We start from the raw sequence: 15,663 nt of genomic DNA on the forward strand, positions 1-15,663 counted from the left end.
AGCACTCCTCCCGCACCGTCCGCGCGGGGGTGATGTGACCGTATCAAGGCTGATCAACGGCCTGGTCGGGCGGGTGAGCACCGGCTGCCGAGCCTCGCGGCCGTTGCCCCGGAGTCACTCCCGCCCGAATTTCCGTACCGGTGTCGCCAGGGCGACGGCAGCGATCAGCACACAGGCCCCGCCGGCCAGCGCCGCCACCGGTGCGGTGCCATGCCGTTCCGCCGCCCAGGTCAGAACCGCCGCGCCCACCGGAGCCGCCGCGTACTGGAGGGTCCAGAAGACCGAGGTGACCCGGCCCAGCAGCGGCTCCGGGGTCACGGCCTGACGCAGGGACATGGAGCAGGTGCCCGCCACGGCGGTGCCACCCAGGAAGACGGCGCAGAGAGCCCCGACGGCCGGAACGTCCCGCGCCCACCCCAGTCCCGCGACGGCGACGCCGCTCACCGCGACCGCAGCCGTCCAGGTCGGCCCGAAGCCGAACCGGCGGTGCACCCGGGCCACGAGCAGGGAGCCGACGATCGTTCCGAGCGCGCCGGCCGCCATGACGGATCCGACCATGCCGTCGTCGCGCCCGAGGTCGTGTTTGAGGTGGTAGATGACGAGGTCGTTCAGGCCGAGCGTGAGAAAGCTGAAGACGAAGAGCAACCCGGTCAGCGCACGCAGTACGGGATGGTCGTACAGAAACACCACGCCGACCCGCAGGTCCTGCCACAGCCCGGCCCGCTCACCCGGTCCTTGCCCAGGACCTTCGGGCGCTGCGGAACGTTCGCACTCCGCAGGCCGTCTCCTCTGCCGCTCCCCCGACGTGTCGTCCGGCGGCCGTCCGGCGATCCGTACGACGGACAGGCACGCGGCCGACACGCCGAAACTGGCCGCGTCCACGCCGACGGCAGCCGCCGGACCGGTCCAGGCGGCGAGCGCTCCCGCGCACAGCGGGCCGAGCACGCCTGCCGCGGCGGCGGTCGCGTTGAGCCGTCCATTGGCCTCGGTCAGCTGTCCGGTGCCGACCAGGCCACGGACAACCGTTACGTAACCGACCGCGAACAGCATGCCGACGGCCTCGCACAGCGGCAGCACGGTGTACAGCAGCCAGATGCGCGGCCCGAACATCCACACCAGCGGGATCAGCCCGTACAGCACCATGCGCACGAGGTCGCAGCCGATGAGGAGTCGGCGTCGGTCGACCCGGTCCACGACCGTGCCGGCGAACACCGCCGCCACGACCGAGGCCGCACCGCCGACCGCCGTGAGCAGACCCATGCGGGCGAGCGAGCCGGTGATCTGGAGGACGAGCAGCGGGAGAGCGATCAGGGCGAAGGAGTCACCGAGGAAGGAAAGGGTCTGCGCGACCCAGAAGATCCCGAAGTTCCGCTGTCGCCAGAGCGGGAGACCGGTTTCGGAGGCGATGTCCCGTGGCTGCCGGAATCGGCTGCTCCGCACCTTGTACGCCAACCGCTGCGACCCCTCTCACGCACTCGGCACCTCTCAAGTCCCCGGCAACCTTACGTTCGTCGGTGGCGACACAGGTGAAGCACCCGTATCCCCACTCCTCGAGGAGCAGCCGTGCCCCACGCACCGGGAAGCCGCGGACCGGCTGGTGGCCCATTCTGCGGCCCACAACCAGGGCGTACGCGGTCACACGCTCGTCTGGTACGCGCAGTTGCCGTCCTGGCTGAGGAACGGAAACTTCTCCACAACTGAGCTGAACACCATCCTCAAGAGCCCCATCGACACCGAGATGGGTCGCTACAAGGGCAAGGTGTACGCCTGGGACGTGGTCAACGAGGCTTTCAGCGAAGACGGTTCGATGCGCAGCTCGCTGTGGCAGGACAGGCTCGGGACCGGCTACATCGCCAACGCGCTGCGCTGGGCGCACACCGCCGACCCCGACGTACCTGCGATCAGGCGCGGGAAACGGTTCCGCAACTCTCGGCGGCATTGTCCTCCAGCCTCCCACCTGCGTAAGCCATAGGATTCTGCCTGATACCTCGAAGTCCGAGCGCACAAGGCGGTCCCCCATGCCACGAGTCGGCCTCACCACCGACCGCCTCGTCGAAGCCGCCGCCGAGTTGGCCGACGAAGTCGGTTTCGACAACATCAGCATCTCGGCCTTGGCCCGACGGTTCGGGGTCAAGGACGCGAGCCTTTACTCCCATGTCAGAAACCTCCGCGAGCTGCGGACACGGCTCGCGCTGCTCGTCGGCGGCGAGATGATCGACCGGATCGCCGCGGCCGTCGTCGGACTCGCGGGCAAGGAAGCCCTGGTCGCCTTCGCGGGGGCCTATCGGGAGTACGCCCTGCGGTACCCGGGCCGGTACGCCGCCACCCAGATCCGTATCGACCCGGACGTCGACCGGGAACTCGCGGCCGACTCCCCCGCCCTACGCCGAACCGCCGAAATCACCTACGGGATGCTCCGCGGCTACGGTCTCGACGAGCCCGACCTGACCGACGCCGTCCGCCTGCTGCGCAGCGCCTTTCACGGGTACTGCCTGTTGGAGGCAGGCGGCGGCTTCGGCGCGCCCCGAGATGTTCAGCGGTCGTGGGACAAAGCGATCGACGCTCTGCACATGGCACTCACCCACTGGCCGCGGGAGCACAAAGCCGGAAGCTGACGCCAGGTCAGATATGACGGGCGAGGGCAGGTCAGATGTGACGGGCGAGGGCGACGCCCGCGCCGAGACTCTGCACGTCCTCGTACGTCGGCGTACGACCACCCGGTTGGCGCCCCGCGCGGATCTCGTCCACCGCATCGAGCGCCGCGCCCAAGGCCCGCCGGTACAGAAACGAGCCCAGGCTGATACGGCTGACACCCAGGTCGGTCAGGTGGGCGACGGTCGGACCGGTCGGCGAGTAAAGGATGTTGAGCGGCTTGTCGAGCCGTTCGACGAGCGCGGCGATCTCCCGAGCATCGGTGAGTCCGGGCACGAACACGCCGTCGGCTCCTGCCTGTTGGTAGGCGTCGAGCCGGGACAGGGTTTCGGTTTCGTCGTGTTCGCCGAGCCAGTACGTGTCCGTGCGCGCGTTGACGAAGAGGCTGGGCGCAGCCGACTTCACGGCCGCGATCTTCGCCGCGTGCCGGTCGACCGCCCCCAGGCCGTCCTCCAGATTGATGCCGACGACGCCCACCGCCGCAAGCTGACGCGCGAACTCCCCCACCTCGTCCGGATCCTCGCTGAAACCGCTTTCCGCATCGACAGAGAGCAGGAAGGGCTGCGAGCCCAGAACCAGAGCGAGCCTGAGGGTCTCGTCCCGCGTCGCCGACGCTCCGTCCGGCACTCCTGCAGCCGCTGCTACGGCAAGACTCGTCGTAGCGATGGCCCGGAAACCCTGGCCCGCCATGGCCAGCGCGGAGGCGTGATCCCAGGCATTGGGCAGGAGGAGGGGAGTACCGGCGCGGTGGAGGCCTGAGAACGGGTTCGGGGTCGCTCTGGGTACAGACATACAACGCACGCTAAAGGCGCATCCTTTCGGCCACCGCCGAACGGTTTCCGCAGACCGGTCTCCGTAGATTCGTTGCTCTCGACCGGTTTCCCACGCGTGTTTCCCCAAAGGTGTTTCCGCTGGCCTGTTTCCGGCGAAGCGCCCCCTCCGGATCCGCCGACTCCGACGCCGCCGCCTCAGGCGGCGGCGCCTCAGGCGGCGGCGCGTTCTCCGGCGCTGCGCTCCACGCAGAACTCGTTCCCCTCCGGGTCGGCGAGGACCGCCCACCCCGTGCCGTCAGGCCTGCGGCGGTCGTCGACCAGGGTGGCGCCGAGGGCGAGCAGACGCTCGACCTCCTCCTCGCGGGTGCGGTCCTGGGGCTGGATGTCGACATGGATTCGGCTCTTCTGGCTCTCGGCCTCCGGGACGGTGACGAAGAGCAGACCCGCGCCCTCGATCAGTGCTTCCTCGTCTCCCGGATGGTCGTCCTCATGGAGAGGCTCGCCGAGTACCTCGGACCAGAAGCTCCCCAGGGAGTAGGCGTCGGAACTCTTGATCGTCACGTGCCGGATCGCAGATGTCATGCCTGGATTCTTGTAGACACCGCTTACGCACCGCAACGCAGTATCCCTGCCCCTCGCGCACTTCGACCGAGGCGTCCACCGGGCCGAGCCCGTCCGGCCCGGTCCTCATCCCACCCACGTTCGCCACCTCGGTGTCACGGGGATCCATGCGACGCGGCAACCTTCCGCTGCCCCGCGGCAACCACAGGCCATGACATCTGCACGACGCACCACGCGCCATCGCCGTATCCGCGCGGCCCGCAAGCCCGCGATCGGAGCCCTCGCGGCCGCCGGGCTGCTCGCCGGCGCGTGGTGGGCCACCGCCGGGGCGGCGACGACCTCTCCGAAGCTCACCCCCACCACGACAGCCGTGACTCTCGCGGCCAAGTTCCCTTATCTGTCGGCCGGTTACAACAACACGCGAGAGTGGACACGGACGGCCACCGCGGTGGCCCCGAACGGCACGCTCCGCGTCGCCTGGCCCGCGGCGGACGGTGTCCACGTCACCCCGCTGAGCGCGGCCGGGAAGCGTTCGGGCGCCGACATCGTCGTCAAGGGCGCCAAGGAGGTGGGCGGCCTCGTCGCACACAACGACGGCTTCGCACTGCTCACCCGCGTCGCCGACACGAACAAGTGGAAGGAAACGGCTGCCGCGATCGTCCGGTACACGGGCGCCAAGCAGACGTTCCGCACGAAACTCACCGGTACCGCTTCCCATGACACCGCCCCGCTGCTCGACGGACAGCTCACCTGGAACGGCACGAAGTACGGCGCCTACTTCGTCGTGCACGGAGCCGGCGGCTTCGCCGACGGGCACTACGGGGACAAGATGGCGTACGTCAGCGCCAAGGGAGCGAAGCTCAGCGGCGGTTGGAGCTGGGGGTGCAGTCATAACGAGGGCATCGCCCTGCATGCCGAGACCTCCGGCGCCTTCACCTCCGTCTGCTTCGACGACTGGCGCTCAGGGCTGTTCGTGTCGACCGGGATCGGCGCCCCGGACACGGCTCCGGTGGTGCAGCGCGAGCAGTGCTGGGCCGGGTACTGCGGCGGTACGTTCCCCGGCCGCACGGGTGACCTCGTGAAGTCGTCCACCGGCCGTTACGTAACCGCTTTCGCCTCCCGTGGAGCCGCCTCGGCGAAGAAGAACCCGGACGACGCCAGCGGCCGCGGCTGGACGGTGAAGGCGAAGACGAGCACTCATCAGGTCGCGCTCGCCTTCATGAAGAACCGCAACTCCGGTCCCGGTAAAGCCGTGTACCTCACCGGCGCCGTCGGCACGGAGAACGTCGACGTGCACGTCGCGCCGTACGGCAAGGACCGTCTGCTCGTCTCATGGGAGTCCCTGAAGAGCGCGAAGTGCGCGAGCGGGACCTGCACGGGGACCTTCACCGGCACCCACCTGCGTCTCGTCGACTGGAACGGCAAGTTCCAGAGCGCGGACACCGTGGTGAGCACCCGCATCACCGGCGACATCGCGGTCCTCAAGGACGGAACGCTGACCTGGGCGTACACGCCGGTGACGCCGACCTACGCGAAGGCGCTCACCGGGGCTTCACCGACCACGACCACGTTGCGGATCGCTCGTCTGAAGCCGTGAAACGGAAGTGGGACTCCGACCCCGTCCGCCAGCGGACGCTCAGGTCGAAAGCGCCCTGAGTTTTGTCGGACACCATCCTCTGCGCCTCCACGGACACCAGTTCCGGGAGGGGCAGCGGGTCCGGCTCTGCGGTGAGCCGGGCGAGCGCGACAAAGAGCGTCGCGGGGCCGTCCCTCACCTCCCCCAGCACACCGGACAGCGCGGCGGCGCCCGTCAGCCCGTACACCGGCACCAGGTCGGCCCGCAGGGTCCTGGCCTCGTGCCCGTGCTCGTCCTCGTGCTCCACCGGTGGCCAGCCCGTGACCTGCACCTCCGTGCCCGGCGCTGCGCCGGCCACCAGATGCGCTCGCACCTCCACCGCGCCGTCGGCGACCACCAGGCTGATGACCTCGGCGCCGGAGCTCAGTGCGTGCCGGGAGGCCGCCCAGCCTTCCCCCACCCCGAGGGGGACGATGCCCTCGCGGCGCGGGTCGCCACCGACCACGACGGCGTTGTCGGGTGGCGAGTCCAGCGGCCGCGTGATCGTGGAGTACGCGAACCGCGTGTAGTACGGGTCGTAGCGAACGTCCTCACTGCCGTGGTTGTGCAGGCGTACCAGTCCGTCGGAGCTCGTCGACTGCAGCAGCCAGTTGGGGGCGGAAAAGGGTGTCACCGCATTCTTCCGTTCCACCGGTCCGGCCTCCTCCTGCGCCGTCCACACCTCGTGTTCCGGCGGGAGCAGCAGGCCGAGGAAACCCTTGCTCGCCCAGTAGGGGGAGGCTGGTCCCGAGTATCCCTGCAGGACCGACCCATCGGGGCCGTGCCAGCCGAGCGTCAGCAGGCCGCGTTCGTCGACGGCGTCCCGTTCCAGGAAGTACTTCAACGCGCCCGAGGCCAGGCGGCGGGTCTCGCCGGAGGTCAGCGGGGTGTGGCCGGTCAGGGCGCCCAGCCACAGGGGGGCGGTGGTGGCGAAACGGTAGGTGAGGGAGCGGCCCTGGTGCATGGGGGCTCCGTCGCCGCCGAACAGGCGGGCGTAGTCGGCGAGATGCGCTTCGAGTCGGCCGCCGTAGAGGGTGAGCAGATCGGGGTCGTCGGCCAGCCAGGCGTGCAGGACCGGGTAGAGGTGCATCGCCCAGCCGTTGTAGTAGTCGAAGGCGCGGCCGGCGCCGTCGGTGTACCAGCCGTCGCCGACATACCACTGCTCGATGCGCTCGAGGCCGCGGTCGATCGCTTTGCGGGAGGCCTCCGGCTGGTGGCCTGTCGACTCCAGGAAACCGCCTACCGTGACCGGAAACAGCTCCCAGTTGCAAGGCCAGGGTTCGGCGGTCAGCGCGTCGCCGAGCCAGGCGGCCGCGCGCTGTCGCACGCCGTCGTCGAGGCGGTCCCAAAGCAGCGGACGGGTCAGTCGCAGTGCGAGGGCGATCGACGCGGCCTCGACGAGGGGCTGGCTGCGGTCCTCGATGCGGGGCCAGACGTCGCAGACACCGGCCGCGAGACCGTTTGCGTAGCGTTCCAGCGCCGTCTCGTCGCGGCGGAAGGCTGCCAGCAGCAGAGTGCGGGCGTATCCCTCCAGGCCGTCGGAGAGACGCCCCGACCAGCTCTCTCGGCTGCCAGGAAAGTGGTAGAGAGCGTAATCCCCAGTGGCGTACGGCTCCACCGCGGCCAGCAGGGCGTCGGCGGCCGCCTCCCAGTGGGCGCGGGTGTAGCCGGTGCGGGGGCTGCGGGCGGGGTCGGGCGGGGGCAGGTGCATCTGCTGTTTCTTTCGTTCGCGGTCGGGTCGGAGCCTGGGGAGGCCAGGACCTGGGGGCGTCCCGGTTCCGGTCGGGACGCCCCCAGGCGTTCATCCCACCCGCACGGTGCCTCTCGGCACCAGATGCTGGGCGACGAGTTCATCGCGGACCAGGCCCGCGTAGACCGTGGCTCCGTTCACGGAGGTGTGCGTGTTGTCGCGTTTCTCGTTGTAGAGGTAGAGAGCCTTGGAGCCCTCCACGCCCAGGGACTCCACCAGCGTCTTGGTCTTGGCGGTGAGGTCGATGAGCGGTACGTGCCGCGCGGCGGCCACGGAGCGGATGACTGCCGGATGGTCGACGCCAAGTCCATTGACCAGCAGGGCTGTTCCATTGTTCAGCGTGCCGTCGGCGTTGAACCAGCGGCGCACGATGGGGGTCACGAGGACCGGGCGACCGCCCTCCTCACGCACTCCCGCGACCAGCGTCTCAAGATTCGCCCGATAGGTCGCCTCGTCGGTCGTCTTGTCGTTGTGGGCGAGCTGGACCAGGACGAGGTCGCCGGGGTGGATCAGCGGCCGAACCGTTTCCCACAGTTGCGGGTTCCCCAGATACGTGACCGTACTCTCCCCGGAATCCGCATGGTTGGCGACCGAGACACCCTTGCGCAGGTACTGCGGCAACTGCTGCCCCCACCCGGTGTACGGGTCGGCGGGCTGGTCGCACACCGTGGAGTCACCGATGAGGAAGATCTGCCGGGCGGGCCGGGCGCGGGTGACCATGACGTCGGCCAGCGCCGGCGCCGAGCCGCCGAGTACCAGGTCGAGGCCGGGAGTTCCCTCGGCACCCGTCGGCTCGCCCTCGGGGCTGCGGACGTCGACGGTGAAGCTGCGGATGACGCGCTCGCCGGCGGGGACGACGGTCTCCGGGAGCAGGGCGCGTCGGGTCTCTCCGCTGACAGCGGTGCTCGACGCGGTGTCGCCGCCGAGGATGACCTTCACGTCGTAGGTACCGGCCGGGACGTCGAAGTGGCATGCGGTGACAGTGCAGTTGTCGCTGCCGAGGGGCACGCGGCCGCCGTGGGCGTGAGCGGTGCCGGGTACGGCCGTCGGACCGACGGTCAGGGTCAGCGCCGCCAGCACGGCGATGTTGAAACGTCTCACTTGCGGCTCCTCCGTCACGACAACAGGGGCTGGCGGCTGGACGGTACCGCCTCTGGCAAGCGCTTTCTAGACCTTGGATCGATTTCACAAGATTGCCAACCTCCAGCAAGCGAAAGCCCTTTCGCGAAATCGATTCAACTGTCACTCTCTCAGGCACCCGCACCCCCACACCTCCCGAAGGAGACACCCCCATGTCCGGAACCGAGAGCCACAGGCCGGTCCGACGCCGCACCTTCGTCCTCGGCACCGCGGTCGTCGCCGGCTCGGCCGCCCTCGCCGGGCCGCTCTCCGTCCCGGCCGCCGCGGCGGCCTTCGGCTACACCGACGACGGATCGAACTACGTCGTCGACACCGGCGCCAACCTGATCTTCAAGGTCAGCAAGACCACCGGCGATCTGACCTCACTGGTCTACCGGGGCACCGAGTACCAGGGCTACGGCGGCATGAACTCGCACATCGAGTCGGGACTCGGCAGCTCCACCGTCACGATCACGCAGTCCGGCTCGACGATCCTGATCTCGGTCACGCACGGCACGCTCAAGCACTACTACGCGGCCCGAAGCGGTGAGAACAACGTCTACCTGTGGACCAACAAGGCCGACACGTCCGTTTCGGCAACCCGTTACATCGTGCGCGTCAAAGCCGGCCTGTTCCTCAACGACGAGCCCGACTCCTACACCTACACGACCAGCACCATCGAAGCCTCCGACGTCTTCGCGAAGTCCGACGGCCAGACCCGCTCCAAGCACTACTCCAAGCTGCGCGTCATCGACTACGACTACATCGGCTGGACGACGGGCGGCGTCGGTCTGTGGATCGTGCGCAGCAACCACGAGAAGGCCTCCGGCGGCCCCTTCTACCGCTCCCTCCTGCGCCATCAGAGCGCCGACGGCGGCGGCCTGTACGAGATCCTGTACTACGGCCAGAACCAGACCGAGGAGCAGCGGTTCGGCCTCCAGGGCCCCTACGTCATCGCCTTCACGGACGGTGGCGCACCCTCGGCGTCGCTGTTTCCGGGAACCCTGACCACGTCCTGGGCGGACTCGCTCGGCATCTCCGGATACGTCGGCGCGAGCGGCCGCGGCCGGGTCGCGGGAGTCGGCATCACCGGACGCAACACCGCGTATCCGTACACGGTCGGGCTCGCCAACTCGGCGGGACAGTACTGGGGTTCGGCCAGGTCGTCCGACGGCTACTTCTCGATCGCGGGGGCACTGCCCGGGACGTACACGCTGACCGTCTACAAGAGCGAGCTGGCTGTATACAGTACACAGGTGACGGTGTCCGCGGGCGGAACGACGACCCTGAACTCGATCGCGATCCCGTCCTCGAACGACCCGGGCAACGCGAGCGCGATCTGGCGGATCAACGACTGGACCGGTACGCCGAGCGGCTTCAAGAACGCCGACCTCATGACGTACGCGCATCCGTCGGACGCACGGGCGGCCGCCTGGACCGGCAACGTGGTGATCGGCAGCGGCAGCGAGACCTCGGCGTTCCCCTGCTACATCTGGAAGGACGTCAACAGCGGTCTGCTCGTGTACTTCAGGCTGACCGCGGCCCAGGCCGCCGCCGCGCACACCCTGCGCATCGGCGTGACGACGGCCTACGCGAACGGACGACCGCAGGTCGTCGTGAACGACGCCTGGACCTCCGCCATCCCCTCCCCGCCCACCCAGCCGAGCACCCGGTCCCTCACGAACGGGTCCTACCGGGGCAACAACTACACGTTCACCTACAACGTCCCGGCGAGTGCGTGGCTCGCGGACACCAGCCAGTACAACGTGCTGAAGATCAACGTGGTGAGCGGTTCGGGGTCCACCTCCTACCTCAGCGCGGGCACGTCGATCGACGCGATCGACCTGCTTGCCTGACGAAACGTCATGTACCGCGCGTCCACTGCTGGTTGGTTCCCCCGTTGCAGGTGTAGGTGATGACTGCGGCGGAGTTGGCGGCGGACGCGCCGTTCACGTCCAGGCACTCGCCGCTCGCACGGGAGATGACGTTGACGTAGCTGCCCGAGGTCGTCAGCGACCACTGCTGGCCGGTGGCCGTCGCGTTGCAGTTCTCCTGGCTGACCGTGCTCGCGTTCTCCTGCGCACAGAGGGAGCTGCTCCTGACGACCAACTGGTAGTAACCGCTTCCGACCGACTTGAACCAGTACTTCTGGTTGTTGCCGCCGTTGCAGTCGTACTGCTTGATCTGGGCTCCCGCCCAGAGGGACTGGCTCGTGACGTCCGCGCACTTGCTGCTGTGCCGGGCGATCAGCGTGTTGTAGGTGGCGCTCGTGCCGGTGACCGTTCCCACGGCCGTGTCGACGGTGACCTCGGGGAACCAGGACATCGACAGCGAGGTGGACGTCGGGAAGGTCAGCGGCAGCCAGACGTAGCGGGAGTCGTTGACGGTCCCGCCGAAGGAGTTGCCCCAGCGGTCGCCCAGATAGAGGTAGGAGGTGCCCGAAGTCCCCTGGACGGGAAGGACGTACGCGGTCTGCGAGCCGTACGTCGTCGAGTCTCCGACGTTCGTCATGGCCGACCAGGGGCCGGCGAGGGAAGTCGCCGTCGCGTACTGCTGCTGGTTGGGGCTCCAGCCGGTCGCGCCCGAAGTGAGCATGAAGTAGACGCCGTTTCGCTTGAACAGCGCCGGGGCCTCGCGATGCCCTCCGTGCCAGGGATCGGCGACCAGACCTGCGATACCGGTGTAGTCGTCGGTGAGCCGGTAGATCTGCAGGTCGTAGTTCTCGCGGGCCGCCGAGATCATGTACCCGGCGCCGTCCGTGTCCACGAAGACCGTGATGTCACGGGACATGTACTGACCGAGCGGCTGGAAACTGCCCTGCCAGGTGTAGTTTCCGTCGACGGTGTCCGAGACGGCTACAGCGGCCCGGGCCTCGCTGTAGTCCGTGCCGTTCTCCTTGTGCATCCACATCACGAATTTCCCGGTGGACGCGTTGTACATGACCTTCGGCCGCTCGATGTTGGCGGTGGCCAACTCGGAGTCGCTCGACTGGGTCAGGACGTGATTGCGGAACTCCCAGTTCTTGAGGTCGGTGGAACGGTAGGCGTCCACGTAGCGGAAGGTGTTGTCGGCGTTGCGGTTCTCGCCGAACCAGTAGTAGTAGGAGCCGACTTTGAGAAGCCCGCCACCGTGGGCGTGCACCGGACTGCCCGAAGTGTCGGTGAACTGCGTGCCGTTGGCGATCGTGACGGCTGCTGCGTGGGCCGGTCCCGCAGCGGCGAGGGCGCCTGTCAGCGCCAGACATAGGGCGAGCAGGGTCGCGTACGCACGTCTCATCCGTTCTCTCCTTCGTGGATACCCCGGCCTTCGGGCCGGGGTGGGGGTACCTCCCGCTTGCGGGGGAGAAACGAAGCTCCTGCGGAGCAGGGCAGGGAAAGCCGGTTCGCCGCCAGGGCGGACCGGCGTTCGCCGGCCACTGGCCGACACGCTTGGCTGGCGGGCGAGGAAGTCAATTCGCGCACTCTCCTTCACTGTGTCGGCGACGGGGACGCCGAAGTCGGGGGTACCGTCCGGGTTCCAGCCGAAGGTCTGGATCCGGGTGTGGCGGTTGGGGTCGTCGAGCGGGTCGCCATCGATCTCCTGGTACTGACGGGCGTGGTAGAGCAGGACGTCGCTCTCGCCGTCCTCAGCCACCGTGAACGAGTTGTGGCCGGGCCCGTACACGCCGGCGGAGTCGCTGGTGGCGAACACCGGCACCGGCGACTTGGACCACGCTGCCGGGTCCAGGAGATCGGCGTCGGCGGTGAGCAGGCCGACGCAGTAGTGGTGGTCGGTGGCGCTCGCCGAATACGTGAGGTGGATCCGGCCATGGCGTCGGAGTGCGTACGGCCCCTCGTTGACCTTGTGACCCACGCACTCCCAGTCGAACTCGGGGAAGGACAGCACGGCTTGATGTCCCGTCAGCGTCCATGGGTTCGCCATCGCGGACAACACGATCGCCGTGCTGTGACCCTCGCGGGACGGGTCGTGCTGCGCCCAGGCGAGGTAGCGGGTGCCGCGGTGGGCGAACGTGGTGGCGTCGAGGGAGAAGGTGTCCCAGGCCGTCTCGATGCGACCTCTCTCCGTCCAAGTGCCCTGGAAAGGATCGGGATCGGTGTTCTCCAGGACCCGGACACGGATCGCCCACGGGTCCTCGGCGGGCGCCGCGGCGAAGTAGATGTACCGGGCGTCGTCGACGTGATGGAGCTCCGGCGCCCAGATGTGCGCGCCCATGTCGCCGGTGGGGTGCGCCCTCCAGATGACGGACTCGGGAGTGACGGCGAGTCCGGCCAGCGTCACGGAACGCCGCAGCACGATCCGGTCGTAGTCGGGGTGGGTCGCCGTGAAGTAGTAGAAACCGTCTCCATGGCGGTGGACCTGAGGGTCTGCGCGGTGGGGAACGAGCGGGTTGGGGCACACAGGTTGCCTCTCGAGAGAGGGGCGTTCGGAACTGCGAACGAGATGTGGAATGACGAACGCCGAAAAGGTAAGGGTGTGTTACGAGCAGGTCAACGGGTCTGACGGGACTTGATGGAAAGCCCTTTCCGGAGTTTTCCGGCAGGAGGGCGTTCCGCTGGGCCGCAGGGCTCCGCGGCGGGCTCTCGGACGGAACGAATTTCTGTTATCGGCGGCGTGCCCGCGCGTCTCCGATGCGTGCGCAGCCCTCTCCACACCTCAGCCGCGGCCGTCGGCGCCCTCGCGGCGGTCGCGGCCCTCCTCGCCACCGCTCCCCCGGCCGTGGCCGCCGACGCCCGGGACGTCACCACCGACGTCCTCGCGAACCGGGACGTGACGCTCACCGGCGACACTGTGATCACCGTGCCCGCCGGGACGACAACGTACGACGGCGTTTTCCGCGGCCAGGGAACGCTTACCGTGCGCGGCGGCGGCACGCTCGTTCTGAGCAAGGACAGCGACTTCGCCCTGCCCGAATCCCGCCGGCGCCAAGTGGTGCGCACCCAGGGCGGAAACCATCCGTACACGACCGTCACCAACCCCGACCCGCCCGCGATCACCGTGGAGCGCGGGACGACCCTGCAGTACGGCACCGGTGGGGGTACGGGTCTGATCGGGCACTTCCCCTACGACACCCCCGGGTACCGACTCAACCAGCTCAACGTCCGCGTCGACGGAACCCTACGGCTGTCGCTGACCCGCACTTTCAACATCGGCACGATCAGCGGGTCGGGCCTGGTCACCCAGCCCCGCAACATGTGGGGCACCCTCGACCTGGCGGGCACCCACCCCTTCTCCGGGGTCATCGACAACGGCACCGGCATGGCGGTCGGCCGCCCCGAGTACCCGGTGTCGTTGCCCCGCACCCGGGCGATCCTGAACCAGGGATCCTGGATCATCGACACCCCGCTGTATCAGACGATCACTCTGCGCCAGGACTTCTACCAACGGCAGTACGGCAGCGACGTCAACGTCCACACGCGGCCCGGCAGCAAGGTCGTCCTCACAGGCCAGTACAGCTACAGCGACCAGGGCGGCGACACCAGCCCCTCGCTCAGCGACCCCGACATCAACTGGCGGGCGATTCCACACCAGTTGAACAAGCGCGGCACCAACGTCGAGGGCGCGAACGTTCAGTGGGGCGACGGCACCACGCACAAGATCTTCATGCCGGGAACAAAAGACACCGTTTACATCAACCTGCACGAGGCCAGCGGACGGCGGTCGCTGCTCACGTTCGACTACAACGGTCCTGTCACCCTGGGCGCGCCGATCGGGGGCGGCAAGTATCACGACACGCTGGCCGCGCCCGGCGCCGGCGATGTCGTCATCGCCGGGACCAAGGGAAACGACGTCACCTTCGCGGCCTCGCAGTACTACGACGGTTCGACAACCGTGAACAAGGGAGCGGTCCTGCGGCTGGGGTCGGCGCAGGGAGACGGGTCCCTGCTCACCGGAACGGACCGGCGCCGCATCGTGAACGACGGCACGCTCGTCGTGCGCAACTCAAAGAACGCCATCTCACTGTCCCGGCTCGGCGGCAGCGGCTCGCTCGTCCAGTCCGGAGCTGCGACGACGACCCTCACCGGCTCCGCCGTGACGTACACCGGGACGACGACGGTCGAGCAGGGAACCCTCGCGCTCAAGGGCGGAGCGACGCTCGCCAACAGCCGGGCGATCCGGCTGACGTCGGCGGGGGCGCGGCTGGACACCGGCGGCTCGGCGCTGCGGGTGACCAGCGCACTCAGCGGCACGGGCACAGTCAAGGGCGCCGTGACGAACGAGGGCGTGGTCACAGGCGGGCTGACGGTGACCGGCGCCTACACGCAGAGCGACGAGGGGCAGCTGGTCCTGGCGGGCTCGCCCTTGAAGGTGGGCGGCAAGGTCGTCCTGGGCGGCGGGCTCGACCTGTCCGCCGCAGAGAGGGCTACGAGGACGGAGGCACGGACGGGGACGGCGTCCGAGGCAGCGGGTGCTGGTACCGCTCCCGGAAAGGCCTCCGCCTCAACCGATACCGATACCGATACCGCTTCCGGCAACGCTCAGGCCACGACCGGGAAGACCCCTGTCCGGGAGATCACCGTCGTGAACCACAGCGGCAGTACGCCCACCACCGGCACCTTCGACGGGTTGCGCGAGGGCGCCGAGGTGAAACTCGCCGACACCGTTTACCGGATCAGTTACAAGGCCGGCGACGGCAACGACGTGGTCCTGACGGCGACGACCGTGAGCCCTTCGGCAAGCCCGACCCGGCAGGCCTCGTCGGATTCCCTGACGGACGCAGCGCGCAACGTCGGCGCGGCCGACAGCGGAGCGTTCGGCTGGTGGCCGTACGTCCTGGCAGCCGGGCTGCTCGGCGCACTGCTGGTCCCGGCGACCAAGCGCACGCGGAGCGGAGGGCGGCGTCGAGGTGGGCGGCACTCGGCGCACGGACGATGACTCGACTCTCGAGCGGCGACCCATCGTGCGACGCAACGCGCTCCCCGGTCGTCCTGCGCCCACGCCGTCACCCGTGCGTGAAGATCTCCAAGGCGAGGCGGGGCGTGGTGAGGGGGCGGCAGGGCATCGTACGCGTGCGGGAAAGCGTTACCGAAACCCGAAATCCCACATGGTGAGCGATCCATTCAGTTGCTGGACAGAGCGGGCTGTCCGCCGCTGCTTCGACTAGTGCCGCGGCAGGCAACGTTTGCCCGTCAAGGAGCGGCGTCCGGTGCGTGCTCTCGGTGTGCCGGCCGGAAGTCCTCGTACTGGACGTACTT

General features: G+C 68.7%; 11 protein-coding genes and 1 pseudogene. 5 read left to right on the forward strand and 7 right to left on the reverse strand.

Annotation, left to right across the window (positions count from 1 at the left end; translation table 11 throughout):
- Positions 1 to 114: 114 nt before the first annotated feature.
- Complete coding sequence (locus tag AB0J04_RS18650; protein ID WP_363169559.1) at positions 115 to 1,440, reverse strand: MFS transporter; 1,326 nt, start codon at positions 1,438 to 1,440, stop codon at positions 115 to 117.
- Between AB0J04_RS18650 and AB0J04_RS18655 the strand changes: the two genes are divergently transcribed.
- Positions 1,406 to 1,972 carry an endo-1,4-beta-xylanase gene (locus AB0J04_RS18655; protein WP_363169560.1) on the forward strand — a complete coding sequence of 189 codons (567 nt, stop codon included), beginning with the start codon at positions 1,406 to 1,408 and terminating at the stop codon, positions 1,970 to 1,972. The two genes, AB0J04_RS18650 and AB0J04_RS18655, sit on opposite strands and share 35 nt — an antisense overlap.
- A 46-nt stretch (positions 1,973 to 2,018) precedes the next feature.
- Positions 2,019 to 2,615: a WHG domain-containing protein gene (locus AB0J04_RS18660; RefSeq protein ID WP_363169561.1), complete on the forward strand. Its 597-nt coding sequence runs from the start codon at positions 2,019 to 2,021 to the stop codon at positions 2,613 to 2,615.
- Between the two features lie 31 nt (positions 2,616 to 2,646).
- On the opposite strand, the gene AB0J04_RS18665 is transcribed toward AB0J04_RS18660, so the two are convergent.
- Together AB0J04_RS18665 and AB0J04_RS18670 are read right to left on the reverse strand one after the other, a co-directional pair.
- Entirely contained in the window at positions 2,647 to 3,444 is a 798-nt protein-coding gene (locus AB0J04_RS18665) for an isocitrate lyase/phosphoenolpyruvate mutase family protein (protein ID WP_363169562.1), read from the reverse strand.
- Between the two features lie 191 nt (positions 3,445 to 3,635).
- A complete protein-coding gene (locus AB0J04_RS18670) occupies positions 3,636 to 4,007 on the reverse strand; it encodes a VOC family protein (RefSeq protein WP_363169563.1) in 372 nt (123 codons plus the stop codon).
- Positions 4,008 to 4,197: 190 nt separating this feature from the next.
- Between AB0J04_RS18670 and AB0J04_RS18675 the strand changes: the two genes are divergently transcribed.
- Entirely contained in the window at positions 4,198 to 5,583 is a 1,386-nt protein-coding gene (locus tag AB0J04_RS18675) for a hypothetical protein (RefSeq protein ID WP_363169564.1), read from the forward strand.
- Here the strand turns inward: AB0J04_RS18675 and AB0J04_RS18680 are convergent.
- Together AB0J04_RS18680 and AB0J04_RS18685 are read right to left on the reverse strand one after the other, a co-directional pair.
- Positions 5,528 to 7,312, reverse strand: a complete 1,785-nt coding sequence (locus AB0J04_RS18680) for a DUF2264 domain-containing protein (protein WP_363169565.1) — start codon at positions 7,310 to 7,312, stop codon at positions 5,528 to 5,530. The genes AB0J04_RS18675 and AB0J04_RS18680 overlap by 56 nt on opposite strands.
- Positions 7,313 to 7,402: 90 nt before the next feature.
- Positions 7,403 to 8,452, reverse strand: a complete 1,050-nt coding sequence (locus tag AB0J04_RS18685; protein WP_363169566.1) for a rhamnogalacturonan acetylesterase — start codon at positions 8,450 to 8,452, stop codon at positions 7,403 to 7,405.
- A 191-nt stretch (positions 8,453 to 8,643) separates the two neighbouring features.
- Between AB0J04_RS18685 and AB0J04_RS18690 the strand changes: the two genes are divergently transcribed.
- Positions 8,644 to 10,326 carry a rhamnogalacturonan lyase B N-terminal domain-containing protein gene (locus AB0J04_RS18690; RefSeq protein WP_363169567.1) on the forward strand — a complete coding sequence of 561 codons (1,683 nt, stop codon included), beginning with the start codon at positions 8,644 to 8,646 and terminating at the stop codon, positions 10,324 to 10,326.
- A 7-nt stretch (positions 10,327 to 10,333) separates the two neighbouring features.
- Here AB0J04_RS18690 and AB0J04_RS18695 read toward each other — a convergent pair whose 3' ends face one another.
- Both AB0J04_RS18695 and AB0J04_RS18700 read right to left on the reverse strand, forming a co-directional pair.
- The gene (locus tag AB0J04_RS18695) at positions 10,334 to 11,746 is read right to left on the reverse strand and encodes an RICIN domain-containing protein (RefSeq protein WP_363169575.1); all 1,413 of its coding nucleotides are present in this window, start codon (positions 11,744 to 11,746) and stop codon (positions 10,334 to 10,336) included.
- A 180-nt stretch (positions 11,747 to 11,926) separates the two neighbouring features.
- Positions 11,927 to 12,919: pseudogene (locus AB0J04_RS18700) on the reverse strand (glycoside hydrolase family 43 protein); the annotation flags it as partial.
- A gap of 183 nt (positions 12,920 to 13,102) precedes the next feature.
- On the opposite strand from AB0J04_RS18700, the gene AB0J04_RS18705 reads away from it, so the two are divergent.
- Positions 13,103 to 15,343, forward strand: coding sequence for an autotransporter-associated beta strand repeat-containing protein (locus tag AB0J04_RS18705; RefSeq protein ID WP_363169568.1), 2,241 nt, complete (start codon positions 13,103 to 13,105; stop codon positions 15,341 to 15,343).
- The last annotated feature ends 320 nt before the right edge of the window (positions 15,344 to 15,663 follow it).

The organism is Streptomyces sp. NPDC050263 (assembly GCF_040655955.1).
GTDB lineage: Bacteria > Actinomycetota > Actinomycetes > Streptomycetales > Streptomycetaceae > Streptomyces.